This window comes from Stenotrophomonas sp. SRS1 (assembly GCF_026130205.1).
Taxonomy (GTDB): domain Bacteria; phylum Pseudomonadota; class Gammaproteobacteria; order Xanthomonadales; family Xanthomonadaceae; genus Stenotrophomonas; species Stenotrophomonas rhizophila_B.
The window spans coordinates 179,802-206,275 of sequence record NZ_JAINFD010000001.1 but is presented as its reverse complement, the minus strand read 5'-3'; the positions used below and the strand labels follow the sequence as shown (position 1 = coordinate 206,275).

Here is a 26,474-nt window from a genome sequence, read left to right as displayed (position 1 = left end):
AACAGGCTCGATCGATGACGTTCGCGAGCATGATACCGCCCCGCTACCGGTAGAGCCGGCCACTGGCCGGCTGTCCTTCGCGACGCACTCAGAGGTCGTGCAGCTGCACCGGCTTCTTCCAGAACCGCCAGCGCTGGGTCTTGTCGATCTCCACGCGGGCGCCGTCCTCGAAATCCAGCACCAACCGCATCAATTCCCCGCGCGCGATCGCCGCCAGCAACGGGCGGATCGCCTCATTGCCCAGCTGTTCCAGCGAACGCAGCTGACGCAGGTCCACCAGGGCATCCACGGTCTGCTCGCCATCGGCCTGCAGACCCGCAGCCTTGGCCAGCGCCTGCAGCAGCGCATCGCGGCTGCGGACCTGGGCATGCGCGGTGGTCACACGCTCGGGCAGCTCGCCGCCGCCCCAGAACCACAGCGAGTTGATCGCACGCTTGCCGTCGGCCACGCGCTGCTGGTTCCACTCGTGCTGGTGCAACACCACCTGCGCTTCGGTCAGCAGAGCGCGCCAACGGCGGCCCGCATCGCCTTCAGGCAGATGGGCAAACAGATCGTCGCCGAGCACTTCATCGGGCTCGGCGAAGACGGGCAGCGTGGTGCCTGGCGGCAGGCGCAGATACCAGCGCGACGGCACCGGTGCATCCAGCACGAAGCCGTAGCCGGCAAACAACGGCTGCAACGCGGGCAGCAGCTGCATCACATCGGCCAGATCGGGGCGCAGGGTATCCCCGTGCCCCATCAGGCGTGCGCCATGCATGTCCGGCACCACATTGGCCGGATCCGCCCGCAGCCACACGGATTGGTCGGCATCGCCGACATCCAGCTCACGGGTCAGGGCTGCCGCGGACCACGCGTCCGGCTGCGTCTGGAAATGCCGACGCAGCTGGGCGCGTTCGCCTGCCTCGGCGCTGCGGCGCTGCGCACGCCCCAGCGCCTTGGCGACGTCATCGGGCAACGGCGCCGCCGGAAACCGGCTGCGCGCCGGCAGCAACAACGTCGCCGTGGCCATCGCCGTCAGTCCAGGTACTGGACGCTGACGATTTCGTACTCGCGCTGGCCGGCCGGTGCGTCGATGGTGACCGCATCGCCTTCCAGCTTGCCGATCAAGGCACGGGCCAGCGGCGAGGAGATCGCGATCAGGCCCAGCTTGATGTCCGCTTCCAGGTCGCCAACGATCTGGTAGCGCTTCTCTTCATCATTCTCCACGTCCGACAGCTCGACCGTGGCGCCGAACACCACCTTGCTGCCGGCGTTGAGCTTGGTGATGTCGATGATCTCGGCATGCGAAAGCTCACCTTCCAGCTGCTTGATGCGGCCTTCGATGAAGCCCTGCTCTTCGCGCGCGGCGTGGTACTCGGCGTTCTCTTTCAGATCGCCGTGCTCGCGCGCTTCGGCGATCGCCGCGATGACCTTCGGGCGCTTGACCGACTTCAGGTGGTCAAGCTCTTCGCGCAGACGCTGCGCGCCCTTCAGGGTGATCGGTGCTCTCATGCGTTCAACTCCTTGTGCAGTTCCTGCAGCGACCAGACGGGGCCGGTACCGCGGAATTCCAGTGATTGCACCAGCGCCATGGCGCCGGCGATGGTGGTCGAATAGGTCACGCGATGCTGAAGCGCTTCGCGACGGATCGAGAACGAGTCATTGATCGCCGCACGACCTTCGGTCGTGTTGACGATGTAGACGATCTCGCCGTTCTTGATCGAATCGACGATGTGCGGACGGCCTTCGACCACCTTGTTGACGATTTCGCAGGTCATGCCGTGCTCCTGCAGCCACGCGCCGGTGCCACGGGTGGCGACCAGGGTGTAGCCGCGCTCGACCAGTGCCTTGGCGACCGGCAGCACGCGCTTCTTGTCCGGATCACGGACCGACACGAACGCCTTGCCCAACGGCGGTGCCTTGATGCCACCGGCTTCCTGCGCACGCGCGAAGGCGGCGCTGAAGCTGCGGCCTACGCCCATCACCTCACCGGTGGAGCGCATCTCCGGCCCGAGGATCGGATCGACGCCCTGGAACTTGGCGAACGGGAAGATCGCTTCCTTGACCGAGTAGTAGCCCGGCACGATTTCCTTGGTCGCGCCCTGCTCGGCCAGCGTCTTGCCGGCCATGCAGCGCGCGGCGATCTTGGCCAGCGGCATGCCGGTGGCCTTGGAGACGAACGGCACGGTGCGCGAGGCACGCGGGTTCACTTCCAGCAGGTAGACGATGTCTTCGCCGTTCTCACCCGTCTGGATCGCGAACTGGGTGTTCATCAGGCCGACCACGTTCAGGGCCTTGGCCAGCTCGACCACCTGGCGACGCAGCTCGGCCTGGGTTTCAGCCGACAGCGAGTACGGCGGCAGCGAGCAGGACGAATCGCCCGAATGCACGCCGGCTTCTTCGATGTGCTCCATCACGCCGCCGATCAGCACGTTGCCGTCCTTGTCGGCAATGATGTCCACGTCCACTTCCACCGCGTTGTCCAGGAAGCGGTCCAGCAGCACCGGCGAATCGTTGGAGACCTTCACCGCGTCGCGGACGTAGCGGGCCAGATCGGACTCACCGTAGACGATTTCCATCGCGCGGCCGCCCAGCACGTAGCTCGGGCGCACCACCAGCGGGTAGCCGATCTCGCGGGCCAGCAGCAGGGCTTCCTGGTCGTTGCGGGCGATGCGGTTTGGCGGCTGCTTCAGGCCGAGCTTGTCGACCAGCTGCTGGAAACGCTCGCGGTCTTCGGCCAGATCGATGGAGTCCGGCGAGGTGCCGATCACCGGCACGCCGTTGGCTTCCAGCGCGCGCGCCAGCTTCAGCGGGGTCTGGCCACCGTACTGCACGATCACGCCCTTCGGCTGTTCCAGCTCGACGATTTCCAGCACGTCTTCCAGCGTCAGCGGCTCGAAGTACAGGCGGTCGGAGGTGTCGTAATCGGTGGAGACGGTTTCCGGGTTGCAGTTGACCATGATGGTTTCAAAGCCATCATCGCGCAGCGCCAGCGCGGCGTGCACGCAGCAGTAGTCGAACTCGATGCCCTGGCCGATGCGGTTCGGACCGCCGCCCAGGATCATGATCTTGTCGCGGTTGCTCGGCGCCGCTTCGCACTCGTCCTCATAGGTCGAGTACAGGTACGCGGTGCTGGTGGCGAACTCGGCGGCGCAGGAATCCACGCGCTTGTACACCGGGCGCACCTTGTGGGCACGACGCAGCGCGCGCACGGCCGCTTCGTTGGTGCCGGTCAGTTCGGCCAGGCGGGCGTCGGAGAAACCGGCGCGCTTGAGCTTGCGCAGGCGCACGGCGTCCAGCGCATCGATGCCGTCGGCGGCCACCTCGGCCTCGGCCTGGATGATTTCTTCGATCTGGTCCAGGAACCACGGGTCGATGTGCGACAGCGCGAAGACGTCTTCCACGCTGAAGCCGGCGCGGAATGCATCACCCACGAAGAACAGGCGCTCCGGGCCCGGGGCCTTGAGCTCGCGCTTGATGGTGGTGATGTCGTCTTCGTTGCACAGGTCCAGACCGGTCGGGTCCAGGCCGATCTTGCCGGTTTCCAGGCCACGCAGCGCCTTCTGCAGCGACTCCTGGAAGGTGCGGCCCATCGCCATCACCTCGCCCACCGACTTCATCTGGGTGGTCAGGCGCGCATCGGCCGCCGGGAACTTCTCGAAGGCGAAGCGCGGGATCTTGGTGACGACGTAATCGATCGACGGCTCGAACGAGGCCGGGGTCAGGCCGCCGGTGATTTCGTTCTTCAATTCGTCCAGGGTGTAACCCACGGCCAGCTTGGCCGCGACCTTGGCGATCGGGAAGCCGGTGGCCTTGGAGGCCAGCGCCGAGGAACGCGACACGCGCGGGTTCATTTCGATTACCACCACGCGGCCGGTGGTCGGGCTGATGCCGAACTGCACGTTCGAGCCGCCGGTATCCACGCCGATCTTGCGCAGCACGGCGATGGAGGCATCGCGCAGGCGCTGGTATTCCTTGTCGGTCAGGGTCTGGGCCGGGGCCACGGTGATCGAGTCACCGGTATGCACGCCCATCGGGTCCAGGTTCTCGATCGAGCAGACGATGATGCAGTTGTCGGCGGTGTCACGCACCACCTCCATCTCGAATTCCTTCCAGCCCAGCACCGACTCTTCCACCAGCACTTCGGTGGTCGGCGACAGTTCCAGGCCGCGGGTGACGATGTCGATCAGCTCTTCGCGGTTGTAGGCGATGCCGCCACCGCTGCCGCCCAGGGTGAAGCTGGGGCGGATGATGGTCGGGTAGCCGACGCGGGTCTGGATGTCGATCGCTTCTTCAAGCGTGTGCGCGACCGCAGCGGACGGGCACTCCAGGCCGATTTCACCCATGGCCACGCGGAACAGCTCGCGGTCTTCAGCCATGCGGATCGCATCGCGCTTGGCGCCGATCAGCTCGACGTTGTACTTCTCCAGAACACCGTTGTCGGCCAGGTCCAGCGCGCAGTTCAGCGCGGTCTGGCCACCCATGGTCGGCAGCAGCGCATCGGGCTTTTCCTTGGCGATGATCTTCTCGACCGTCTGCCAGTTGATCGGCTCGATGTAGACGGCATCGGCCATCTCCGGGTCGGTCATGATGGTGGCCGGATTGCTGTTGACCAGCACCACGCGGTAACCCTCGTCGCGCAGTGCCTTGCAGGCCTGCGCGCCAGAGTAGTCGAACTCACAGGCCTGGCCGATGACGATCGGGCCAGCACCGATGATGAGGATGGTTTTAAGGTCAGTGCGCTTGGGCATTGTCTTCTCTAAGTCTGGACAGCGAGGCAGAGGGGGGTGATCGCACGCTGTCGATCAGGAAATATCGTCGGGGTTCAGCGCGATCCGGCACTGGTCCTGCAGTCCTTTCGCCAGCTGCACGCCGATGTCGTCGGGCAGCTCCGATTCGATATCGAGCGTGGCGATGAAGCGGGTGTAGGCCGGGCTGCCCAGGAACGCAGCCACCTCGGCGCGCTCCTTTTCACTCAGGTCCACGTTGGCCTTTTCGGCGATGGTCGATGGATTCGCACCGGCGAAGGCCGAGGACAGACCCTTGCCCGCCGGGGTAGCCAGGAAGCGGGACCACTCGGCCATGACCTGATCGCCATCATTGCCGAGACCGTCGATCACCGAACGGCGGAACTGCGCGTCGAGCAGCGTCTGGATCGGGGCATGCGCGCACTGGCGATCGGCCTCGGGCAGCGCATTGAGCGCCGGCACGTTATCGACCATCAGTTTGGCCATATCCGTGCCCAGCGTGCCCAGGCTCAGCTTCTGTACGACCGCCTGCACCTGCGCATCGGTCGCCGGCGCGGCCTGGGCCACGCCGGCAAGGCACAACAGCGAGAGCAGCAGCGCGGGGCTGCGCATCACGCCTTGGCCTCGGCCATCAGAGTCACGAAACGGTCGAACAGCGGACCGACATCGTGCGGGCCCGGCGAGGCTTCCGGGTGACCCTGGAACGAGAACGCCGGCACGTCCGTGCGCGCGATGCCCTGGTTGGTGCCGTCGAACAGCGAACGGTGGGTCACGCGCAGGTTGGCCGGCAGCGAGGCCTCATCGACCGCGAAACCATGGTTCTGCGAGGTGATCATCACGCGGCCACCGTCCAGGTCCTGGACCGGGTGGTTGGCGCCGTGGTGGCCATGGCCCATCTTGACCGTCTTCGCACCGGAGGCCAGCGCCAGCAGCTGGTGACCCAGGCAGATGCCGAAGACCGGCACCTTCTTCTCAAGGAAGGTCCTGATCGCGGCGATGGCGTAGTCGCACGGTTCCGGATCGCCCGGGCCGTTGGACAGGAACACGCCATCCGGGTTCATCGCCAGCACTTCGGCAGCCGGGGTCTGCGCCGGCACCACGATCAGCTCGCAGCCGCGCTCGGCCAGCATGCGCAGGATGTTCAGCTTCGCGCCGAAGTCATAGGCCACCACCTTGAAGCGCGGTGCGGCGTTGACGAAGGCGTTGCTGTCCAGATCCAGCTGGCCCTCGCTCCAGGTGTAACGCTTGTCGGTGCTGACCACCTTGGCCAGATCCATGCCCTTCAGGCCCGGGAATTTGCGCGCCGCTTCCAGCGCCGTCTCCACGTTCAGCCCGTCGCCGGCCATCAGCGCGCCGTTCTGGGCGCCGCGCTCGCGCAGGATGCGGGTCAGCTTGCGGGTATCGATGCCGGAGATGGCCACCACGCCGCGCTGGATCAGCCAATCCTGCAGCGACACCTGGCTGCGCCAGTTGCTCGGGCGGCGCGGCACATCGCGCACGATCAGGCCGGCCGACCACACCTTGGCCGCTTCATCGTCCTGGTCGGTCATGCCGGTGTTGCCGATATGCGGGTAGGTCAGCGTGACCATCTGCCAGGCGTAGGAAGGATCGGTCAACACTTCCTGATAGCCGGTCATGGCGGTGTTGAACACCACCTCACCGACGGACAGGCCGGGCGCGCCTACGGATTCGCCCTCGAATACGGTGCCGTCTTCGAGGACGAGGATTGCGGCTTGGGTCACGGAAATCTCACTTTGGCTACCGAGGGGTCACCGAAGTCACGCCTGCGCTTCACGAAAAAGCGGCTGCAAAAAAGCGCGGACTGCGGTTCTGGACCGGTCCGGCTGTCGTGATTCGGCGAGCGGGAATTGTAAAGGGAAGCCGGGTGCGACGCCAGTATCCGCGTGCAATTGCCCTGTTCAGGCTGACGGAAGGCGCAGTGCCGGTTCAGGCGCGCGCCTTCCTGCCCATTCAGACGGCAGGCGGCGGCGTGGCCCCGTCCAGCAGATCGCGGACCCGGTAGCTACCCGGCGCGCGGCCCGGCAGCTGGCTGGCGGCGAACAGGGCGCCACGGGCGAAGATGTCGCGGTTGGTGGCCCGGTGGGTCAGCTCGATGCGCTCCCCCAGTCCGGTGAACTGGACCAGGTGCTCGCCGACGATGTCGCCGGCACGAAGACTGGCGTACTGCGGCTTCGCGCCCCCCTTCTCCGCCGCCGCACCCAGGGTCAGGGCCGTGCCGGAGGGCGCGTCCTTCTTCTGGGTGTGGTGGGATTCGACGATGTCGCAGTCCCAGCCGGCCAGTGCGGCGGCGGCCCGCTCGACCAGCTCATCCAGCACGGCCACGCCCAGGCTGAAGTTCGAGGCCCAGACCAATGGAATCCGGCCCGCCGCCTGGATCAGCGCCTGGCGCTGCGCCTCGCTGATGCCGGTGGTACCGGACACGAAGCCCGCGCCCCGCTCCACGCACAGCGCCAGCACCGGGTCGAAGCCCTCGGGCAGGCTGAAATCGATGGCGACATCGAACTGGGGGGCACCGGCCAGCTCGCTGCTGGCGAAATGCGGCACGCCCTCGACCACGCGCTGGGCCGGTGAGCGGCGGTTCACTGCGGCGACAACCTGCAGAGCGGGGTTGTCAGCAGCAAGGCGGAGCAGCGCCTGGCCCATGCGGCCGGAGGCACCGTGGATGAGCAAACGTAGGGGAGTGGTAGTCATGCCCGCAGGCTAGCGGGTGGCGGCGAGGATGTACAAGGGGTTTTTGGCGCGGCTCAGTGCTGCTTCGGCGGCGTCGGCCCGCAGCTGTCACAACCACCGCACGCACCACCGCCACCCGTGGCAGGTGGCGCGATCCTGCGGCCCAGCGCCTGCAGCCAGGCGGCGCGCTGCGGCTTGACCAGTCCGAGCGCGATCGCCCCGCGCGCCTTGCGCACGGTGCCCGGGAACTGCTTCTTCATCACCACCCACGCACTGACCACCACGGCCAGCGCGATCACGACGTACTGCAGCAGCAGCCCGGTCTCCATCAACCGCCGCCCAGTGCCACGGTCACCTGGTAGGTGATCAGCGAGGCGATGTAGGCGGCCGCGAACAGGTAGAACGTGGCAAAGCCCATCTGCTTCCACGAGTTGGTCTCACGCTTGATCGTGGCCAGCGTGGAGATGCACATCGGGGCGTAGATGTACCAGACCAGCAGCGACAGCGCGGTGGCCAGCGACCAGCCATCGCTGATCAGCGGGGTCAGCGCCTGGCTGGCGGCATCGTCATCGGCGGCGGACAGCGCGTACACCGTGGCCAGCGAGGCCACCGCCACTTCACGCGCGGCCAGGCCCGGGATCAATGCGATGCAGATCTGCCAGTTGAAGCCCAGCGGCGCGAAGAACACCGCCATCGCATGGCCGATCTGACCGGCGAAGCTGTAGTCGATCGCCGGCATGGTCGCGTTCTCCGGCGCCCCCGGGAACGACAACAGCACCCACAGCAGGATGGTCAGCGCGAGGATGATGCCGCCCACACGCTTGAGGAAGATCATGCCGCGCTCGTACAGACCGACCGCCAGATCACGCGGATGCGGAATGCGGTAGGACGGCAACTCCAGCATCAGCGGATGCTCGCTCTTGTCGCGGCGCCACTTCTTCATGGTCCACGACATCAGCAGTGCGCTGAGGATGCCGGCGGCATACAGCCCGAACAACACCAGGCCCTGCTGGTTGAACACGCCCCAGATCTGCTTCTGCGGGATGAAGGCGCCGATCAGCAGCGCGTACACCGGCAGGCGCGCCGAACAGGTCATCAGCGGCGCGACCAGAATGGTGGCAAGCCGGTCGCGCGGATCCTGGATGCTGCGGGTGGACATGATGCCCGGCACCGCGCAGGCGAAGCTGGACAGCAGCGGGATGAACGAACGCCCGGACAGACCGGCCGCGGCCATCATGCGATCCAGCAGGAAGGCCGCGCGCGGCAGATAACCGGATTCTTCCAACGCCAGGATGAAGGCGAACAGGATCAGGATCTGCGGCAGGAACACGATCACCCCACCCACGCCGGCGATGATGCCGTCGGTCAGCAGGCTGTTGAGCGGGCCTTCCGGCAGCGCGCCACCGATCCAGCCGCCCAGCGCCGCCGTACCGGCCTCGATCAGATCCATGACCGGCGTCGCCCAGGCGTAAACCGCCTGGAAGATCAGGAACATCACCACGGCCAGGGTCAGCAGACCGAACACCGGGTGCAGCAGCCAGCGATCCAGCGCGTCATCGATCTTCGCCGTACGTGTCGGCATGCTCACCGAAGCGGCCAGGATGTCGCGCACCTGGGCGTGGTAATCGGCCTCGGCGGCAGGCACCGTCACCGGGGCCTGCAGGTGCGGCACCATCGCATCCAGGCGCTCGACCAGCTTGGCCGCGCCGTTGCGGCGCACCGCCACGGTTTCCACCACGGGCACGCCCAGCGCCTGCTCCAGTGCCTGCACATCGATCTTGATGCCGCGGCGCTCGGCCGCATCCACCATGTTCAGCGCCACGATCATCGGCTTGCCCAGCTCGCGCAGTTCCAGCGCGAAGCGCAGGTGCAGGCGCAGGTTGGTCGCATCGATCACGCACAACAGCACGTCCGGCGCGGCCTCGCCCGGGTAGAAGCCCCGGCACAGGTCGCGGGTGATCGCCTCGTCCAGGCTGGCCGGCTGCAGGCTGTAGGCGCCCGGCAGATCCAGCACGGCGAACTCACGGCCAGACGGGGCGCGCAGGCGCCCCTCTTTACGCTCGACGGTCACGCCGGTGTAGTTGGCTACCTTCTGGCGACTGCCGGTGAGCTGGTTGAACAGCGCGGTCTTGCCACTGTTCGGATTGCCCACCAGGGCGATGCGCAGCGCGTTGGCCACAGCGCTCATGCGTGGGCCTCCCGGGCCTTCAACGCGGTCACCACGATGCGGGCCGCCTCACTGCGGCGCAGCGCGAAGCGCGTGAACCCGACCTGCACCAGCAGCGGCTCGGCGCCGACTGGACCACGGGCTACCAGACGCACCTCTTCCCCTTTGACGAAGCCAAGCTCCTTCAGTCGGCGGGCGATCGCATCGTTTGCGTGTAGTTCCTGTACGGACTCCACCAGGGCGGAGTCATACAGCGCCAGATCGGACAACGTCACGGAGCGCCTTCTCGATGATAGGAATGGTTATCAATTCTACCATCGCCGCGTCGCGTCATTGCCCGTGACCGATGGCCCGCTATGATCTGTACATGTTATGGAGCAAGCCGACCCATGAGTGATGCACTACGGATTGAACGCAGCGCCTCGGTGCTGACCCTGTGGTTGAACCGCCCCGCCCTGCACAACGCGTTCGACGCCTCGTTGATCGCCCAGCTGACGGCCGCCCTGGAGGCCGCCGGGCGCGACGACCACGTCCGGGCGGTGGTGCTGGCCGGCGAAGGCGCCTCGTTCTCGGCGGGCGCGGACATGCAGTGGATGCGCGGCATGGCGGCCGCCAGCGAGGAGGACAACCGCCAGGACTCCCTCGCCCTGGCCCGCCTGATGCGGACCCTGGACGAGCTGCCCAAGCCGACCATCGCCCGCGTGCAGGGCGCAGCCTTCGGTGGCGGGGTCGGCCTGGTGGCCTGCTGCGATATCGCCATCGCCAGCACCAGCGCCCGCTTCGGCTTGACCGAAAGCCGCCTGGGCCTGCTCCCGGCGGTTATTTCACCGTATGTGATCGACGCGATCGGCCCGCGCCAGGCCCGCCGCTGGTTCGCTACCGGAGAGCATTTCGACGCCGAGACCGCGCTGCGCATCGGTCTGGTCCACCAGCTGATCGAGCCCGAACGCATCGACGAGGCTGTGCAGCGCCAGCTGGGCCTGCTCGACAAGGCCGGCCCGGTGGCCTCGTCCTCGGCCAAGGCTCTGGTCCGGCGCGTGGCGCTGGGTCGCGACCGCGACGCCACCGACCGCGACAACGCGGCACTGATCGCCCGCCTGCGGGTCTCGGCCGAAGGCCAGGAGGGCCTCGGTGCCTTCCTCGACAAGCGTTCCCCCCTTTGGGTTACCCAGGACTGAGGAGAGAGGTCATGCTCGACCATGTGGGCATCCGCTGCGCCGATTTTCCGCGCAGCCTGGCGTTCTTCCAGCAGGCCCTGGGCCCGCTGGGCATCTCGGTGGTGATGCAGGTATCGGCCGCCCAGACCGGCGACCATGACCATGCCGGCTTCGGCCGCACCGGCAAGCCGGACTTCTGGATCGGCAACGCCCCGGGCGCCCATGGCGGCGTGCACATCGCCTTCAGCGCCGCCAGCCGGGCCGACGTGGATGCCTTCCACCGCGCCGCACTGGCAGCCGGGGGCACGGACAACGGTGCCCCCGGCATCCGCGAGCATTACCACCCGGACTATTACGGGGCGTTCGTGCTCGACCCGGATGGCAACAACATCGAGGTGGTCTGCCACCACCCGGGCTGACCGCCCACCGCCGCAGGGATGGCCGCTTTGCCCCCCATCCCGCGTATCCCCTTTTCGTGGCCCGCCGGGGACCGTGGGCCGCCTTTCGTCTGTCAGGAACCTCCGTGATCTCTACCCCACCCCGCTCCCTGCTGGCCGTCCGTCACTCCGTTCGTGGAGGGCTGGCGCATGGATGATTTCGTCCGCATCGTCGAGGTCGGCCCGCGCGATGGGCTGCAGAACGAAGCACGCCCGGTCGACACCGCTGACAAGATCGAGCTGATCCGTCAGCTTTCGCTGACCGGTCTGCGTACCATCGAAGCGACCAGCTTCGTCAGCCCGCGCTGGGTGCCGCAGCTGGCCGACGCCGCCGAGGTCTATACCGGCATCACCCGTGCCCCGGGCATCGCCTACCCGGTGCTGGTTCCCAACGAACAGGGCTACGACCGCGCCCTGGCGGTGGGAGTACAGGAAGTTGCGGTGTTCACCGCTGCCTCGGAGACCTTCAACCGCACCAACACCAACGCCGGCATCGATGAGTCGCTGGCGCGCTTCGCGCCCATCCTGGAACGTGCCAAGGCCGATGGGGTCAAGGTGCGTGGCTATGTGTCCACCGTGCTCGGCTGCCCCTACCAGGGCGAGGTTGCGGTGAGCGAGGTGGTCCGCGTCGCCCGCGCGCTGCATGAGTTGGGCTGCTACGAAATCTCGCTCGGCGACACCATCGGCGTCGGCACGCCGCGCAAGGCGCGCGCGATGCTCAAGGCCGTCGCCAGCGAACTGCCGATGGCCGCGCTGGCCGTTCACTTCCACGACACCTATGGCCAGGCCCTGGCCAACATCGATGCCTGCCTGGAAGAAGGCGTGCGGGTGGTCGATTCGGCCGTCTCCGGCGCGGGCGGTTGCCCGTATGCCAAGGGTGCCAGCGGCAACGTGGCCAGCGAGGATGTGGTCTACATGCTGCACGGCATCGGCATGCGCACCGGCATCGATCTGCCAGCGCTGGCCACCACCGGGCGCTGGCTGGCCGCACGCCTGGGCCGCGAGACCGGCAGCAAAACCGGCAAGGCCCTGGCGGCGACATGAAACAGAGCGGCCCGCGCAAGGACGCTGCGGTCGGTGATCACCTCACCGCACACGTCCACGCGCTGGCCGCCCTGGATCGCGCACTGGCCCAGTCACCCGGCCAGCTGCATGGCCTGCTCGAAGCGGCCCAGCAGGCCCTGCAGGAAGCCATGGACGAACGCCAGCTGGCCCTGCGTCGCTACACCGCGCTGTTCGATGCGGTTCCCGATCCGGTCAGCATCCTCAGCGAGGACGGCGTAGTACTGGATCTCAACAAGGCCGGGGTGCGCGCGTATGGCCGCCCACGCGAAGAGATCATCGGCCAACCGATCGAGCTGTTGAACCCGGACCTCCCCAGCGATCATCTGGACCCGGTCTGGGAGGCGTTGCGCCAGGGCGAAACCTACGTCATCGAAGTCACCAACATGCGCGGCGACGGCAGCCGCTTCCCGGTGGAAGTGCATTCGGCCGGGTTCGAGCATCAGGGCGACCACTGCATCGTGGCCGTGGCGCGCGATCTGAGCAGCCGCTGGCAGGCCGAGTCGCGCTATCGGCTGCTGATGGAGTCCATCGACAAGGGCGTGATCCTGTTTGACCGCCAGCTGCGGGTGGTTTCCGCCAACCCGGCCGCCCACCGCATCCTCGGTATCGCCGGCAACGGCGGCAGCCTGCAGGCGATGCTGGCGCCGGAGGACTGGATCAGCGTGGACGAGCACGGCCACCCGCTCACCCGCGAACAGTGGCCGGCCAGCGTCTCGCTGCAGACCGGGCGCATCGTGCGCAGCACCATCGTCGGCCTGTACCATCGCCCGCGCGGCAGGATGATCTGGATCTCCACCACCAACGTGCCGGTGTACGGCAATGGGCGCGATGCGCCGGACCACGTGTTCGGCCTGTTCAGCGACATCACCGAACTCAAGCGCAACAACACCCTGTTCGACCGCGCGCAGTCGCTGGCGCACATCGGCGGCTGGGAATGGGACCGGGGCCTGCAGCGTCTGTACCTGACCGACGAGGCGACCCGTATCCTCGGCCAGGCGTTGCCGATGCGCGACATGGCCGAGCTGCTGGAGTGCCTGCGCGTGGATGACCGTGCGCAGCTGCAGCAGGCCCTGCTGGATGTGATCGACAAGCAGGTCTCCTTCGAGCTGGAGCTGCAGGGCCAGCGCAGCGACGGCCACTCGTTCTGGGTGCGGATGATCGGCGAGGCCGAGGCCGGCGATGTCGACGCCGCGCGCATCGCCGGCACCGTGCAGGACATCACCGCGCGCAAACAGGCCGAAGAGACGCTGCGGATCCAGGCGCGCACCGATCCACTCACCGGGATCATGAACCGCGACGCGGTGCTCAATGATCTGGCCACGCGCATGGCCAACCCGACGCACTGCCGGGTTGCGGTGCTGTACATCGATCTGGACCGCTTCAAGATCGTCAACGACCTGCTCGGCCATAATGCCGGTGACGAACTGCTGATCGACGCCACCCGGCGCATCGCCACCGCGATCGGTACCGAGGGATTGCTGGCCCGGTTCGGCGGTGACGAGTTCCTGGTGGTCTGCGATACCCGCGACCAGCCCGACCAGCCCGAGCGGCTCGCAGAGGCGATCACCCGTGCCTTCAGCACCCCGTTCCGCTTCGGTGCCGACGAGTTCCCGGTAACCACCAGCATCGGCATCGCGCGGGCGCCACAGGACGGGTTGCGCCCTCAGCAGCTGATCCAGAACGCCGACATCGCCATGTACGACTGCAAGCGACGCACCCGTAACGGCTGGCAGGTGTTCTCGCCGGAACTGGCCCAGCGCCAGCATGACCGCCTGCAGATCGAAAGCCGCCTGCACCGCGCCCTGGACGATGACGAGTTCCATCTGGTCTACCAGCCGCAGGTCAACCTGCACAGCGGCCAGCTGGTGGCGGCCGAGGCCCTGATCCGCTGGCGCAACACCCAGCTCGGCGAGCTGCGCCCGGATATCTTCATCGCCCATGCCGAAAGCACGGGCGACATCGTCCGGATCGGCCTGTGGGTGCTGCGCGAGGCCTGCCGACAGGTGCGCCAGTGGCAGGACGACGGGCTGGGCATCGTGCGGGTGGCGGTCAATGTGTCCTACCGGCAGTTCGTCGGCGAAGACCTGGCCCGGCATGTGCGCGCCGTGCTGGACGAGTTCCACCTGCCCGGCAGCGCACTGGAACTGGAGTTCACCGAGCGGGTGTTGATCGAGGATGCCCCGGACACCCTGCAGACCTTCGCCCGGCTGCGCGAGATGGGCGTGCTGCTCACCATTGATGACTTCGGCGAGGGCTACAGCGCCCTGAACTACCTGCGTCGGCTGCCGATCCATGGGCTCAAACTGAGCCAGCTGTTCGTGGAGGGGGTACCGGGCAACCGTTCGGACGTGGCGGTCTGCGAGGCGGTCTGCGGGATCGCCCGCAGCCTCGGGCTGGGGCTGGTTGCCGAGGGCGTGGAATCGGAGGCGCAGCGCCAGTTCCTGCAGACGCTGGGGGTCTCTGTCGGCCAGGGCTTTCTGTTCGCGCCGGGGCTGGCACCGGATGAGTTTGCCCGCCGCCTGGCCCTGCGCGCAAAGGTCGCGGTGGGCAGTGCACAACGGTGATCGCGAGCGCTTCCGTTAGAATCGGCGGTTCTTGAACCAGCGGGATCATGCAATGCAGCTGTCTTCTGTCCGCGCCGTCATCACCGGCGGTGTCTCCGGCCTCGGCCTGTCCGTGGCCCAGCACCTGGTCGCCAACGGCGCCAAGGTGGCCTTGTTCGATCTCAATGACGACAAGGGCGCGGCCGCCGTGGCCGAGCTTGGGGAGGCCAACGCGCGCTACTACAGCACCAACGTCAGCGACGAAGCCGCCGTCGCCGCGCAGATCGATGCCGCCTGCGACTTCCTGGGGGGGCTGAACACCGCGATCAACTGCGCTGGCATTCTGGGCGCCGGCCGCGTGCTCGGCAAAGAAGCGCCGATGCCGCTGGCCAACTTCCAGGGCACGGTGATGGTCAACCTGGTTGGCAGCTTCAACGTCGCCAAGGCCGCCGCCAACCGCATGCAGCACAACACCCCGGGCGACGACGGCGAGCGCGGGGTGATCATCAACACCGCCAGCGTGGCGGCCTACGAAGGCCAGATCGGCCAGGCCGCGTATGCCGCCTCCAAGGGCGGCGTGGTCAGCATGACCCTGCCGATGGCCCGCGAGCTGTCGCGCTTCGGCATCCGTGTGATGACCATCGCCCCGGGCATCTTCTGGACCCCGATGGTCGATGGCATGCCGCCGGCCGTGCAGGAATCGCTGGCCGCCTCGATCCCGTTCCCGCCCCGCCTGGGCAAGCCGGAGGATTTCGCCGGCCTGGTCGCCTATATTCTGGGCAACACCTACCTCAACGGCGAGACCATCCGCCTTGACGGCGCCGTGCGTCTGGCGCCGAAGTAAGCGAGCACGCAACCCGATGGGTGCCCGGTTCCGGCACCCGCCACCTCCACGAACCGACCTTCATTCCCATGAAAGCCAGCGACATCAAGAAAGGCAACGTCGTCGAATTCAACAACGGCGTCTACCAGATCCGCGACATCGAACGCAGCTCCCCGCAGGGCCGCGGCGGCAATGTCCGCTTCCGTTTCATCATGTACAGCGTGCCCGGCGGCAACAAGCTTGATTCCAGCTTCGATGCCGACGACAACCTGCCGGAAGTCGAGCTGCTGCGCCGCCAGGCGACCTATTCGTACATGGATGGCGACGCTTTCGTCTTCCTCGATGACGAGGACTACACCCCGTACATGGTCGATGCGGACGTGCTCGGCGATGATGCCGGCTACATCACCGATGGCCTGACCGGCATCTATGTGCAGGTGATCGACGAAACCCCGGTGGGCGTGCAGTTGCCGACCAGCGTGGTACTGGAAGTCGTCGAGACGCCGCCGGAGCTCAAGGGCGGCACCGCCACCAAGCGCCCGAAGCCGGCCAAGCTCAGCACCGGCATCGAGATCATGGTGCCGGAGTACATCGCCAACGGCGAACGCGTGCTGGTCAACACCACCACCGGTGAATTCGCCGGCCGTGCCGACTAAGCGGTCCGCACTGATCGTCCTGCTCCTGCTGCTCGCGGCGTGCTCGCCGCGGGCAGTGGAGAGTGAGACGCTGGATGCGCCGGCCACGGATGCGATCTCCGACAGCAGCAACGGCAATGCCCGCTGCGAGGTGCCAGCGCAGGTGTTCGTGGCCGAGGACATCCGCATGTACTGCGCGATGCCCGGCGACGTGCAGGCCTTCCTGACGCGCGAAAGCGCCTGCCAGCACTTCGCTGGGGAAGAAGCGTACGACGAAGACCGTGCGCGCGAATTGGCCTACGCGATCCACGAAAGCTGCGACGACCGTGCCCGGCGCTTCAATCAACTCCTGCAGCGCCATGCCGACAACTGCCTGGTGCACACCGAGCTGATGCTGCTGGGCACCCGCAATGAGCTGATCCTGGATGCCGACAGCCGGGCGCTGCCCAACCCCTGCCCGCGCGGCATGTGATCGTTCACCGGACGCGCATGCGCGCATCCGGTGCCTTCAACTGGATCGAGCTTGCGGGATCAGGGCTTGGCCGCCAACGATGGCGCGCCGGCAAAATCACCACAGCCGTGGTACTGGCGCGCGCCGACCGTGAGCATCGCCGTGGCACCGAAGGCCTGGCCGCTCATGTCGTCCTGACACACCGTGCGCTGGAAGGTCAGCTTGACCGGGGTGCCATCGGCGGCGGTACCGGACCACCCGTCACGGCCCTGCGTGGGGCTGGCAATCTCGAGCTTGCGCTCGCCGTAGTCCATCTCGATGTGCAGCGCCGGCGTTGCACCCGCCGCCACCTGGGCCAGCCAGCCCGGCTCGTTGCCGGTCGCTCGGAAGCCGCCTGCAGCACCAGGATCCGTTGCCTCAGCCGTGGCGTTGGCCGGCGGTGCTTCGCCGCCCTGCTCGCCGGTGCCGGTGCAGGTGCGGTCCGGCTCGCCATTGAGGATCAGGCTGCCTTCGGTGGTGCCCTTGGTCCAGAATTCGTTGCCTTGCCCATCGCCATACTTCGCGCCGGACGCTGCAGGCTGCGAGGACATCGGGAAGGTGCGGTCGCCCACCACTACTGTTGCCGAATCCTGACCACGATAGGTGGCATGCACTTCCAGCTCCCCACAGCGGAACGCATACGCGCGCTCTTCAGCCGTGGAAGCATCGATCGGCGGGGGGGCTTCACTGCCATCGGCGGCGGGGCTGCTCTGACTGGCCGGCTGGCAGGCGGCGAGTGCGCCGGTAATGGCCAGGCTCAACAACCAGGGAGATGCGCGCATGAGGGACTCCTTGCGATTACGTCAACAACACGTGATCGTACCTGCCGCGCCGTGAGAGCAGGTGAAGCAACGCTGACCTTTCGGGCATCGCTGAACACGCGGTTCAGTGCGGTGCGACCCGTCCTTCGTCCTCTCGCGCCAGCGCACGCATGCGCGCGCCAAGCCGTGCCAGGTTGCTGTCGATCAGGGCCAGTTCGCGTTGCTGTGCCTGTGGCAGGCGGTGTTTGAGCTGTGTCTGCAACGCCTGCCAGGCCGGCACACCCCGGGCGCTGAGCTGCGCCGCCGCCGCGCTGGCCTGCACCCGCTCGTCCGCCGAAGGCAGCCCGTAGCCGTCCCCCTGCACAAGCGCGGCCGGACTGATCAGCTGGCCGGTGTCTTCCAGCAATGCGCGCAGCGCGTCGCGCGCCGTGCCATCGGCGTTGCCCGGATCGCCCAGCAGCCGTTTCAGCACATCGCGCGCACGCAGTTCCTCGCGGCGCAGTGCTGCCTGTTCCAGCAACAGCAGGGCGGCCGTCGCGCGCAGATCGCCCTGCTCTACCCAGCGTGCACGCTCGCTGGCCGGTTGCCGCAACCAGTGGCCGACGTCTGCCGTGCCCAGCGGCAGCTGCTGGCGCGCCGCATCGAACAACTGCTGGTAGTGATCTTCGGCAGAGGCAAAGTAATAGCCCTGTCGCGTCGCCTGCCCGCGATCGGCCAGCACGCTGGCATCCGCCACGCCCAGGCGCTCCAGACGGGACAGCAGCCCGCGCGGCGTGAGCCGGTTCAACCCGGGCGATGCCAGGCGTGGCACGCCTTCCTGCAGCAGCTTCCCGGTCTCTACCGCGCAGTTGTTGCTGACGAACAGATAGCGGCCGTCATAGCTCCAATGCACCTGCGCGACACGCTCCAGCAGGCTGGCGATATCCGGCGCCTCCAGCGCCAGCGGGACAGACGAGAGCCCGCGCAGTTCCACCTGGGTGTATTCGTTGATGACCTGGTTGAGCGGCAGCACGAACAGGCGCGAAGGATAGGCGCCGGTCAGCCCGCGCCAGCTGGAGATCTGCACATCGCCGACGAAGGCGCGGTAGGACAGCACGCGGTGATGGGAAAGATCCATCCGGCACGCCGGCCCGCGGGGTCGTCCCGGCGCGCAGATCACCAGCCGCAGCATGCTGTGGCCCCAGCGGCTCATCAGCTGGTCATTGCCTTCGGCGAGCAGGTAGTCGACGCCGTAAACCCGCGCCGGATCCAGCTCGAGCAGCGTCGCAGCGCCCGCGTCCTCTTCGGCCTGCATCAGCGGCAGACGGGTGTCGCAGTCGACCGCGTGCACGATCGGCCCCAGGTGGTCGGCGAACCACGCGGCGACGGCCGGTCGACGGCAGGCGTAATCAGGATCGAGCAGCAGGTGCTCGGCGTTGACCGCCAGGAACTCGGCCGGGCTGGCACGCTCGTAATCATCGGGGCTGCGCCCGCTGAAGGCGTTGCCGGTGCGGCCGAGTCTCCACGGGCGTCGTTGCCAGCCGGCCAGGTCGCGCAGCCGCGCGTCGCGTGACCAGCCGCCCTGCGGCGAACGGTCCAGCACGTGGGTCAGTTCATGGATCAGTGCCGCCTCGAGCGGGCGCGGCAATGGTTGATCCTCCTGCACGCTGTCGAGCAGTGCGCGCTGCAGGGTGATCGTGCCGTTGCGGGCACGGCCGTGCACATGGGCCGGCAACGTGTCCGACCAACGGACCTTCACCGGCTGCTGGAAGCGTCCCTGCCACGACGGCGGCATGCGCATGCGTACCTGCTGCAGCGCACGCTCGGCGGCCACGCTCTGCGCAGCGCTCAATCCCTGCGGCTGCAACTCCAGCTGCAGCGCTGCCTGTGCGAACGGCGCGGCGAGCCACGCGATCAGGACCGCCCAACGCCAGCGGCGGACCTGACCCAGCGTTCGCATCAGCGGGCCAGCAGGGTCCTGGCCAGCACCATGTCGCTGGCCTGCTGCTGCGCAACGCTCTGCTCGCGCAGGTGCAGCAGCGCTGCCTCCAGGCGTGCACCGCGGATCGCACCGTCGCTGGCCACGAAGGCCGCGGCGTCATCGCGTGCATCGAGCACGATCTTGTCATCGCCCGAGCTGGACGAACCGGCCGAGGACGCACCGGACGCGGAGCCGGCAGAGCTGCCGGCAAAACTGGAGGCCATCGCCGACAACGGCAGGGCGAGCACGGCAAGAAGCAGGATCGGACGCATCATCGGGGTGTTGTTCGCGGTGGAAAGCACAGAGCGTATAGGCTGCGTGAAATCCTGTCTTGCCTCAGAGGTCAAAGACCTTGCCGGGATTCAGCAGCGCTTGGGGATCAAACGCACGTTTGACCGCCTTCATCAGCGCGATTTCCGGCGCGCTGCGCGTGCTGTCCAGGTAGCCCTTTTTGACCAGGCCGATCCCGTGTTCAGCCGAGATGCTGCCGTCAAAACGGGCCAGCACTCCGGCGAGCAGTTTGGTGACGTGCTCGCACTGGGTCAGGAACTCCGCATCGGCGGTCTCGTCCGGCTTGAGCACGTTGATGTGCAGGTTGCCGTCGCCGATGTGCCCGAACCAGACCACCTCGAACTGCGGGTACGCCTGCCCGATCAGCGTCTGGGTTTCGGCAAGGAAGGCCGGCATCGCCGAGATCCGCACCGAGACATCGTTCTTGTAGGGTTTGTAGCGCGCCACCGCTTCGGTGATGCCCTCGCGCAGGCGCCACAGCTGCGCGGCCTGGGCATCGCTCTGGCTGACCACGCCATCGCTGACCCAGCCGTGCTCCATGCAGTCTTCGAACGCGGCCATCGCGGCGGCTTCCTGCGCCTCGTCGCCGGCAGCGAATTCGGTCACCACGTAGTACGGATGGACCTCGTCGAACGGTGCCTGCGCGCCATGCGCCAGCACGTGCTCGAGCGCGCGGTCGGTGAAAAACTCGAAGGCCTGCAGCTGCAGCCGCTCGCGGAAGGCGGCAAACACCTGCATCAATACCTCGAACGAGGGCAGCGCCAGCAGCATCACATTGCTGGCCGGCGGCGGATCGGTGAGCTTCAAGGTGGCTTCGACGATCACGCCGAGCGTGCCTTCCGAGCCGATCAGCAGCTGGCGGAAGTCATAGCCGCTGGAATTCTTGATCAGGCCCTTGTTGAGCTCGACCAGCTCACCGGCCATCGTGACCACCTTCAGGCCGGCGATCCACTCGCGGGTATTGCCGTACCGGATCACCCGGATGCCCCCGGCATTGGTGGCGATGTTGCCGCCGATCGAGCACGAACCACGTGCGGCGAAATCCACCGGATAGATCAGGCCGTGCTCGAGCGCGGCGTTGTGCACCGCCTCCAGTGCCATGCCGGCCTGTACGGTCAGCGTGCGGTCGACGGCATCGAAGGCCAGCGGCTTGTTCATCCGCTCCAGGCTGAGCACCAGCTCGCCGTGCGCTGCCACCGCGCCACCGGACAGGCCGGTGCGGCCGCCGGAGGGCACCACGGCCACGTGCTGGGCACTGGCCCAGCGCAGGATTGCCTGCACCTCCTCCACTGTGCCCGGCAGCGCGATCGCCAGCGGCGCGGGGGTCCAGCGCCGGGTCCAGTCGCGGCCGTAGTGCTCCAGATCGGCCGGATCGGTCTTCAGGCGCAGGCCGGGGCAAGCGTGCAACAGCGAATCAAGGCGCGGATCGGTCATGGGACGTCTGGCGGTGCCGGGGGAGCCCGCAAGCCTGCCAGCCACCACCGGCCGCGTCCAGTAGCAGCCGCACCGGTGACGGCCTCCCGCAGTCACGGTAAATAGGTGCATCTGAAACCGTTCGGACGTCGATTGGCGCACCGCACCATCGCGGCCGGCTTCTGGCATAGTTGGGGGCTCCACCGCCATACGTCGCACGCCGCCCATGTCGCCGAAAAAGACCTCGTTCCCGAAGCAGGATATCCGCGTACTGTTGCTCGAGGGGGTCAGCCAGACCGCGATCGACGTGTTCACCGCGGCCGGCTATTCGCAGATCGAACTGCACAGCAAGGCGCTGCCCGAAGACGAATTGAAGGCCCGCATCGCCGAGGCCCACATCGTCGGCATCCGCTCGCGCACGCAGCTCAGCGCGGACGTGCTGGCGAGCGCCAAGCGCCTGATGGCGGTCGGCTGCTTCTGCATCGGCACCAACCAGGTGGACCTGGAGGCAGCGGAACTGGCCGGCATCCCGGTCTTCAATGCCCCCTACTCCAACACCCGCAGCGTGGCCGAGCTGGTGATCGCCGAAGCGATCATGCTGACCCGTGGGATCCCGCAGAAGAACGCCGAGTGCCATCGCGGCGGCTGGTCCAAGTCGGCCGCCGGCAGCCATGAGGTGCGCGGCAAGACGCTGGGCATCATCGGTTATGGCCACATCGGCACCCAGGTCGGCGTGATGGCCGAAGCGATGGGCATGCAGGTCATCTTCCACGATGTGGAAACCAAGCTGTCGCTGGGCAATGCCCGCGCGGCGATCAGCCTGGATGACCTGCTGTCGCGCGCTGACATCGTGACCGTGCATGTGCCGGAAACCCCCGCCACGCAATGGATGATCGGTGCCGATGAACTGGCGCGGATGCGTCCCGGGGCCCACCTGATCAACGCTGCACGCGGCACCGTGGTCGACATCGACGCACTGGATGCGGCGCTGCGCTCGGGCCACCTCGGTGGTGCGGCGCTGGATGTGTTCCCGGTCGAGCCCAAGGGCAACGGCGATGCCTTCGTCTCCCCGCTGACCGCGCACGACAACGTGATCCTGACCCCGCACGTAGGCGGCAGCACGCTGGAAGCGCAGGACAACATCGGCGTGGAAGTGGCGGCCAAGCTGGTGCGCTACAGCGACAACGGCAGCACCCTGTCGGCGGTCAACTTCCCGGAAGTGACGTTGCCCGAGCACGCCGAGAGCCTTCGCCTGCTGCACATCCACCAGAACGTGCCGGGCGTACTGTCCAAGGTCAACGAGATCTTCTCGCGCCACAACGTCAACATCGACGGCCAGTTCCTGCGTACCGATGCCAAGGTCGGCTACGTGGTGATCGACATCACCGCCAGCGAAGCCCAGGCCGGCGCCGTGCGCGACGAACTGGCCGCGATCCCGGGCACGCTGCGCACCCGCGTTCTTTATTAACGGGGACGGGGGTAGTTAATAACTACCCCCGTCCCCGTTAAATCACCGCGCCAGCCAGCGTTTGGCCATGCGCGGCAGCGAATCATCCCCATCGGGGGTCTCGATCGCCGCGTTGGCCACGTCACGGATCTCGCGCCAGGCCAACGCCAGCGATTCCTCGCTGATCGCGAACTGCTCACTGCCCAGCGCCCGCACGACGTAGCGGGCGTCGTAGTGCCAATGCCCCGCGACGTCCTTGCGTTCGGGAATCCAGTGCTTGTCGATGTCGAACAACTCGCCATCTTCCAGCACCAGCGCGGTCAGCCCGGATTCCTCCTCGGCCTCCTTCAGCGCCACCTGGGCCAGATCGCGCTCGCCATCAGCGTGCCCCCCCAGCTGCAGCCAGCGGTCCAGCTTGCGGTGGTGGGTCAGCAGCACGCGCTGCCCATCGGCACTGACCAGCCACGCGCTGCCGGTGAAGTGCCCGGCCAGGCGCTCGCGCAGGAACGGGTTCTCGGGATCGTCCAGCACTGTGCTGAATTCGTCAGCCAATGCCGCGTGCTCCGGATGTCGGCGGGCGTAATTGTCAAGCTGACTGCGCAGGGCGGCGTCAGGAATGGCAACGGATTCGGGGTTCAGCGACATGGCAGGTGCAGGCATCGTGCGGATTTGGCCGATTATCGCTCGACCATGCTGCATTTGTGCTTGTACAGCGGCTTCAGCTTTGGCTAAGGTACAGCGGGCCCCGCACCGCTGGGGCGCCCAGTCGCCATCAGGGCGTGCGGCAATGTACCGCGCGCCTCACCTTTGTTCATTTTAGGGAAGCACTGCATGCTGAAGTCTCTGTTGAGGGTCAAGCCGGTCGAACCGGCCGGCCACGTCGATGCCGGCGAACCCATCGAAGGCAGCCTGGACGGCGAAGTCACGCTGAAACGGACCCTCACCGCCAAACATCTCATCCTGCTCGGCATTGGTGCGGTGATTGGTGCAGGCATCTTCGTGCTGACCGGCCAGGCTGCGGCCAACCATGCCGGTCCGGCCGTCATGCTCTCGTTCGTGTTCGCCGGCTTCGCCTGCGCACTGGCGGGCCTGTGCTACGCAGAATTCGCGGCGATGATGCCGGTCTCCGGCAGCGCCTACTCCTACTCCTACGCCACCCTCGGCGAAGGCATGGCCTGGTTCATCGGCTGGTGCCTGGTGCTGGAGTACCTGTTCGCCTCGGCCTCGGTCGCGGTGGGTTGGTCGGCGTACCTGATCAGCTTCATCACCACGACGCTGAACATGCCGTTCCCCGATGCGCTCAGCGCTGCGCCCATCGCCTGGACCGGCCATGAGTTCATCTCCTCCGGCAAACTGTTCAACCTGCCGGCAGTACTGATCGTGGCGGCCGTCTCCGGCCTGCTGTACGTCGGCGTGACCCAGTCGGCCTTCGTCAACGCGATCATCGTCGCGATCAAGGTCACCGTGATCTGTCTGTTCATCGGTTTCGGCGCGGCGCACCTGGATACGGCCAACTGGACCCCCTTCATTCCGGAGAACACCGGCGTGCCGGGTGAGTTCGGCTGGAGCGGCGTGTTCCGTGCGGCAACCATCGTGTTCTTCGCCTACATCGGCTTCGATGCGGTCTCCACCGCCGCCGGCGAAACCAAGGACCCGCAGCGCAACATGCCGATCGGCCTGCTCGGCTCGCTGGCCGTGTGCACCATCGTCTACATCATCGTCTGCGCCGTGCTGACCGGCATGATGCCGTATCACCTGCTGGGCACGGATAAGCCCGTCGCGACCGCGCTGGAGCCCTACCCGACCCTGTCCTGGCTGAAGACCGCGGTGGAAATCGGTGCGATCGCCGGCCTCTCCTCGGTGGTGCTGGTGATGATGATGGGCCAGACCCGCATCGCCTACACGATCTCCCGTGACGGCCTGCTGCCGAAGATCTTCGGCAAGGTGCACAAGCGCTTCCGTACCCCGTACTGGAGCACCATCGTTGTCGGCGCCATTGCCGCCACCCTGGCCGGTACCGTGCCGCTGAACGTCCTCGGCGAGCTGGTCTCGATGGGCACCCTGCTGGCCTTCGCCACCGTCTGTATCGGCGTGCTGATCCTGCGCTACACACGGCCGGAGCTGGAACGCCCGTTCCGCGTACCGATGGTATGGGTCATCTGCCCGCTGGGCGCCCTGGCCTGCCTGTTCCTGTTCTACCAGGCGTTCGTGGTGCATTGGCACCTGTTCGTGGCCTGGACCCTGCTGGGCCTGTGCATCTACTTCGGCTACGGCATCCGCCACAGCAAGCTGAACAAGAAGAACGCCTGAGTGCTGCCGGGCCGGCCCAGTGCCGGCCCGGTCGTTTGATACGTCGCGCCTGAGAAGACATCCAAACCATGTTCAAGCAACTGTGGGCCACCAAGCATCCGCACGCCGCCCATGAAGACGCCAACGGCCTGAGCCTGCGCCGTACCCTCGGCCCCTGGGGCCTGACCGCGCTGGGCATCGGCGCGGTGATCGGCGGCGGCATCTTCGTGATCACCGGCCAGGCCGCGGCCAACCACGCCGGCCCGGCCATCATGCTGTCCTTCGTGCTGGCCGCGATCTGCTGCGCGTTCTGCGCGATGGCCTACGCCGAGTTCGCGGCGATGGTGCCGGTCTCCGGCAGTGCCTACACCTATACCTATGCCACCTTCGGCGAGCTCTCGGCCTGGTTCATCGGCTGGATGCTGGTGCTGGAATATGGCGTCTCCGCCTCGGCCGTGGCGGTCAGCTGGACCGGCTATTTCCTGAGCCTGCTCAGTCATTTCGACATCCATCTCCCGGCCGCGCTGGTCAGTGCGCCACTGGATGGCCAGCTGCGCCCGACCGGCGCCATCGCCAACATCCCGGCCGCGGTGCTGGTGCTGCTGCTGACCTGGCTGTGCTACGTGGGCATCAGCAAGTCCTCGGCCATGAACATGGCGATGGTGGTGCTCAAGACCGCGTTGATCGTGCTGGTGATCGTGGTCGGCTGGAAATACGTGGACCCGGCCAACTGGACCCCGTTCATTCCGGAGAATGAAGGCCCCGGCAAGTACGGCTTCGACGGCGTGCTGCGCGGTGCGGCGATGGTGTTCTTCGCCTATATCGGTTTCGAAGCGGTGTCGGTCGCCGCGCAGGAATCGCACAAACCGCAGCGCGACATGCCGATCGGCATGCTGCTCTCGCTGGTGATCTGCACCGTGCTGTACATCGCGATGGCCGCGGTGATGACCGGGCTGGTGCCGTACCAGCTGCTCGGGACCGATGAGCCGGTGGTGACCGCGGTGGCGGCGCATCCGCAGCTGGGCTGGTTGCGCGTGGTCGTGGAGATCGGCGCGCTGATCGGGCTGTCCTCGGTGGTGCTGGTGATGGTGATCGCGCAGCCGCGCATCTTCATGATCATGGGCCGCGACGGCCTGCTGCCGCCGCTGTTCACCAAGATCCATCCGAAGTACCGCACCCCGCACATCAACACCGTGATCACCGGCATCGGCATCGCGCTGCTGGCGGCGGTGTTCCCGCTGGACGTTCTCGGTGAGCTGACCTCGATGGGCACGCTGATCGCGTTCGCGGCGGTCTGCGCGGGCGTACTGATCCTGCGCCGCACCCAGCCGGACCTGCCGCGTCCGTTCCGGATGCCGATGGCGTGGCTGATCTGCAGCCTGGGTGTGCTCAGCTGCATCGCGCTGCTGACGGCGATGACCGCCCACAACTGGATGCTGATGGGCTTCTGGACGCTGGGCGGTTTCGCGATCTACTTCTGTTATGGGTATCGCCATAGCCGTCTGCGCAAGTAGTGCCGGCCGCTGGCCGGCTCCACGTGCACCCAACACGCTCATGAGGAGCCGGCCGGCGGCCGGC

The 26,474-nt window shown here is 67.0% G+C and carries 24 protein-coding genes; 10 read left to right on the top strand and 14 right to left on the bottom strand.

From position 1 onward, the window contains the following. Positions 1-88: 88 nt before the first annotated feature. The 9 genes from K4043_RS00915 to K4043_RS00875 form a co-directional block, all read right to left on the bottom strand. On the bottom strand, positions 89-1,009 hold the full coding sequence (locus K4043_RS00915) for a phosphoglycerate mutase (RefSeq protein WP_265307855.1): 921 nt from the start codon (positions 1,007-1,009) through the stop codon (positions 89-91). Between the two features lie 5 nt (positions 1,010-1,014). After that, the gene (gene greA / locus K4043_RS00910; RefSeq protein WP_183073734.1) at positions 1,015-1,479 is read right to left on the bottom strand and encodes a transcription elongation factor GreA; all 465 of its coding nucleotides are present in this window, start codon (positions 1,477-1,479) and stop codon (positions 1,015-1,017) included. 8 nt (positions 1,480-1,487) lie between these two features. Further along, a complete protein-coding gene (gene carB, locus K4043_RS00905) occupies positions 1,488-4,730 on the bottom strand; it encodes a carbamoyl-phosphate synthase large subunit (RefSeq protein WP_265307854.1) in 3,243 nt (1,080 codons plus the stop codon). Positions 4,731-4,784: 54 nt separating this feature from the next. Further along, positions 4,785-5,339: a hypothetical protein gene (locus K4043_RS00900; protein WP_123729150.1), complete on the bottom strand. Its 555-nt coding sequence runs from the start codon at positions 5,337-5,339 to the stop codon at positions 4,785-4,787. Next, the gene (gene carA, locus K4043_RS00895; protein WP_265307853.1) at positions 5,339-6,469 is read right to left on the bottom strand and encodes a glutamine-hydrolyzing carbamoyl-phosphate synthase small subunit; all 1,131 of its coding nucleotides are present in this window, start codon (positions 6,467-6,469) and stop codon (positions 5,339-5,341) included. Before carA ends, K4043_RS00900 begins: the two co-directional genes overlap by 1 nt. A gap of 229 nt (positions 6,470-6,698) precedes the next feature. Beyond that, a complete protein-coding gene (dapB, locus tag K4043_RS00890) occupies positions 6,699-7,439 on the bottom strand; it encodes a 4-hydroxy-tetrahydrodipicolinate reductase (protein WP_265307852.1) in 741 nt (246 codons plus the stop codon). 53 nt (positions 7,440-7,492) lie between these two features. Continuing rightward, complete coding sequence (locus K4043_RS00885) at positions 7,493-7,747, bottom strand: DUF6587 family protein (protein WP_265307851.1); 255 nt, start codon at positions 7,745-7,747, stop codon at positions 7,493-7,495. Then, positions 7,747-9,606: a ferrous iron transporter B gene (locus K4043_RS00880; RefSeq protein ID WP_265307850.1), complete on the bottom strand. Its 1,860-nt coding sequence runs from the start codon at positions 9,604-9,606 to the stop codon at positions 7,747-7,749. The genes K4043_RS00885 and K4043_RS00880 overlap by 1 nt, the downstream gene beginning before the upstream one ends. Next, on the bottom strand, positions 9,603-9,860 hold the full coding sequence (locus tag K4043_RS00875; RefSeq protein ID WP_123729145.1) for a FeoA family protein: 258 nt from the start codon (positions 9,858-9,860) through the stop codon (positions 9,603-9,605). The genes K4043_RS00880 and K4043_RS00875 overlap by 4 nt, the downstream gene beginning before the upstream one ends. 114 nt (positions 9,861-9,974) lie before the next feature. On the opposite strand from K4043_RS00875, the gene K4043_RS00870 reads away from it, so the two are divergent. The 7 genes from K4043_RS00870 to K4043_RS00840 all read left to right on the top strand — a co-directional run bounded on the left by K4043_RS00870 (position 9,975) and on the right by K4043_RS00840 (position 16,717). After that, the gene (locus K4043_RS00870; RefSeq protein WP_123729144.1) at positions 9,975-10,763 is read left to right on the top strand and encodes an enoyl-CoA hydratase-related protein; all 789 of its coding nucleotides are present in this window, start codon (positions 9,975-9,977) and stop codon (positions 10,761-10,763) included. 11 nt (positions 10,764-10,774) lie between these two features. Then, positions 10,775-11,161: a VOC family protein gene (locus K4043_RS00865; protein ID WP_123729143.1), complete on the top strand. Its 387-nt coding sequence runs from the start codon at positions 10,775-10,777 to the stop codon at positions 11,159-11,161. A gap of 168 nt (positions 11,162-11,329) precedes the next feature. After that, complete coding sequence (locus tag K4043_RS00860) at positions 11,330-12,223, top strand: hydroxymethylglutaryl-CoA lyase (protein ID WP_265307849.1); 894 nt, start codon at positions 11,330-11,332, stop codon at positions 12,221-12,223. After that, positions 12,220-14,808, top strand: coding sequence for an EAL domain-containing protein (locus K4043_RS00855; RefSeq protein ID WP_265307848.1), 2,589 nt, complete (start codon positions 12,220-12,222; stop codon positions 14,806-14,808). The genes K4043_RS00860 and K4043_RS00855 overlap by 4 nt, the downstream gene beginning before the upstream one ends. A gap of 52 nt (positions 14,809-14,860) precedes the next feature. Beyond that, a complete protein-coding gene (locus K4043_RS00850) occupies positions 14,861-15,631 on the top strand; it encodes an SDR family NAD(P)-dependent oxidoreductase (RefSeq protein ID WP_123729140.1) in 771 nt (256 codons plus the stop codon). A 68-nt stretch (positions 15,632-15,699) separates the two neighbouring features. After that, positions 15,700-16,266 (top strand): elongation factor P-like protein YeiP, encoded by a 567-nt coding sequence (gene yeiP / locus K4043_RS00845; RefSeq protein WP_121036675.1) that lies wholly within the window; start codon positions 15,700-15,702, stop codon positions 16,264-16,266. Beyond that, positions 16,256-16,717 carry a hypothetical protein gene (locus tag K4043_RS00840; RefSeq protein ID WP_265307847.1) on the top strand — a complete coding sequence of 154 codons (462 nt, stop codon included), beginning with the start codon at positions 16,256-16,258 and terminating at the stop codon, positions 16,715-16,717. The genes yeiP and K4043_RS00840 overlap by 11 nt, the downstream gene beginning before the upstream one ends. Before the next feature lie 59 nt (positions 16,718-16,776). On the opposite strand, the gene K4043_RS00835 is transcribed toward K4043_RS00840, so the two are convergent. From K4043_RS00835 to K4043_RS00820, 4 genes are all read right to left on the bottom strand, one after another. Then, positions 16,777-17,517, bottom strand: coding sequence for an MliC family protein (locus K4043_RS00835; RefSeq protein ID WP_265307846.1), 741 nt, complete (start codon positions 17,515-17,517; stop codon positions 16,777-16,779). Between the two features lie 103 nt (positions 17,518-17,620). Continuing rightward, the gene (locus K4043_RS00830) at positions 17,621-19,435 is read right to left on the bottom strand and encodes a DUF4105 domain-containing protein (protein ID WP_265307845.1); all 1,815 of its coding nucleotides are present in this window, start codon (positions 19,433-19,435) and stop codon (positions 17,621-17,623) included. Beyond that, complete coding sequence (locus K4043_RS00825; RefSeq protein ID WP_123729721.1) at positions 19,435-19,731, bottom strand: DUF2388 domain-containing protein; 297 nt, start codon at positions 19,729-19,731, stop codon at positions 19,435-19,437. The genes K4043_RS00830 and K4043_RS00825 overlap by 1 nt, the downstream gene beginning before the upstream one ends. 61 nt (positions 19,732-19,792) lie before the next feature. Next, positions 19,793-21,181 (bottom strand): FAD-binding oxidoreductase, encoded by a 1,389-nt coding sequence (locus K4043_RS00820; RefSeq protein WP_265307844.1) that lies wholly within the window; start codon positions 21,179-21,181, stop codon positions 19,793-19,795. A gap of 205 nt (positions 21,182-21,386) precedes the next feature. Here K4043_RS00820 and serA point away from each other — a divergent pair, with 205 nt between their 5' ends. Beyond that, positions 21,387-22,628 (top strand): phosphoglycerate dehydrogenase, encoded by a 1,242-nt coding sequence (serA, locus tag K4043_RS00815; RefSeq protein WP_123729136.1) that lies wholly within the window; start codon positions 21,387-21,389, stop codon positions 22,626-22,628. A gap of 42 nt (positions 22,629-22,670) precedes the next feature. Here the strand turns inward: serA and K4043_RS00810 are convergent, their stop codons facing one another. Then, positions 22,671-23,252, bottom strand: coding sequence for an NUDIX hydrolase (locus K4043_RS00810; RefSeq protein WP_123729135.1), 582 nt, complete (start codon positions 23,250-23,252; stop codon positions 22,671-22,673). A gap of 186 nt (positions 23,253-23,438) precedes the next feature. Between K4043_RS00810 and K4043_RS00805 the strand changes: the two genes are divergently transcribed. Both K4043_RS00805 and K4043_RS00800 read left to right on the top strand, forming a co-directional pair. After that, positions 23,439-24,917 (top strand): amino acid permease, encoded by a 1,479-nt coding sequence (locus tag K4043_RS00805; RefSeq protein WP_123729134.1) that lies wholly within the window; start codon positions 23,439-23,441, stop codon positions 24,915-24,917. A 68-nt stretch (positions 24,918-24,985) separates the two neighbouring features. Beyond that, positions 24,986-26,410 (top strand): amino acid permease, encoded by a 1,425-nt coding sequence (locus K4043_RS00800; RefSeq protein WP_121036665.1) that lies wholly within the window; start codon positions 24,986-24,988, stop codon positions 26,408-26,410. Positions 26,411-26,474 lie beyond the last annotated feature (64 nt).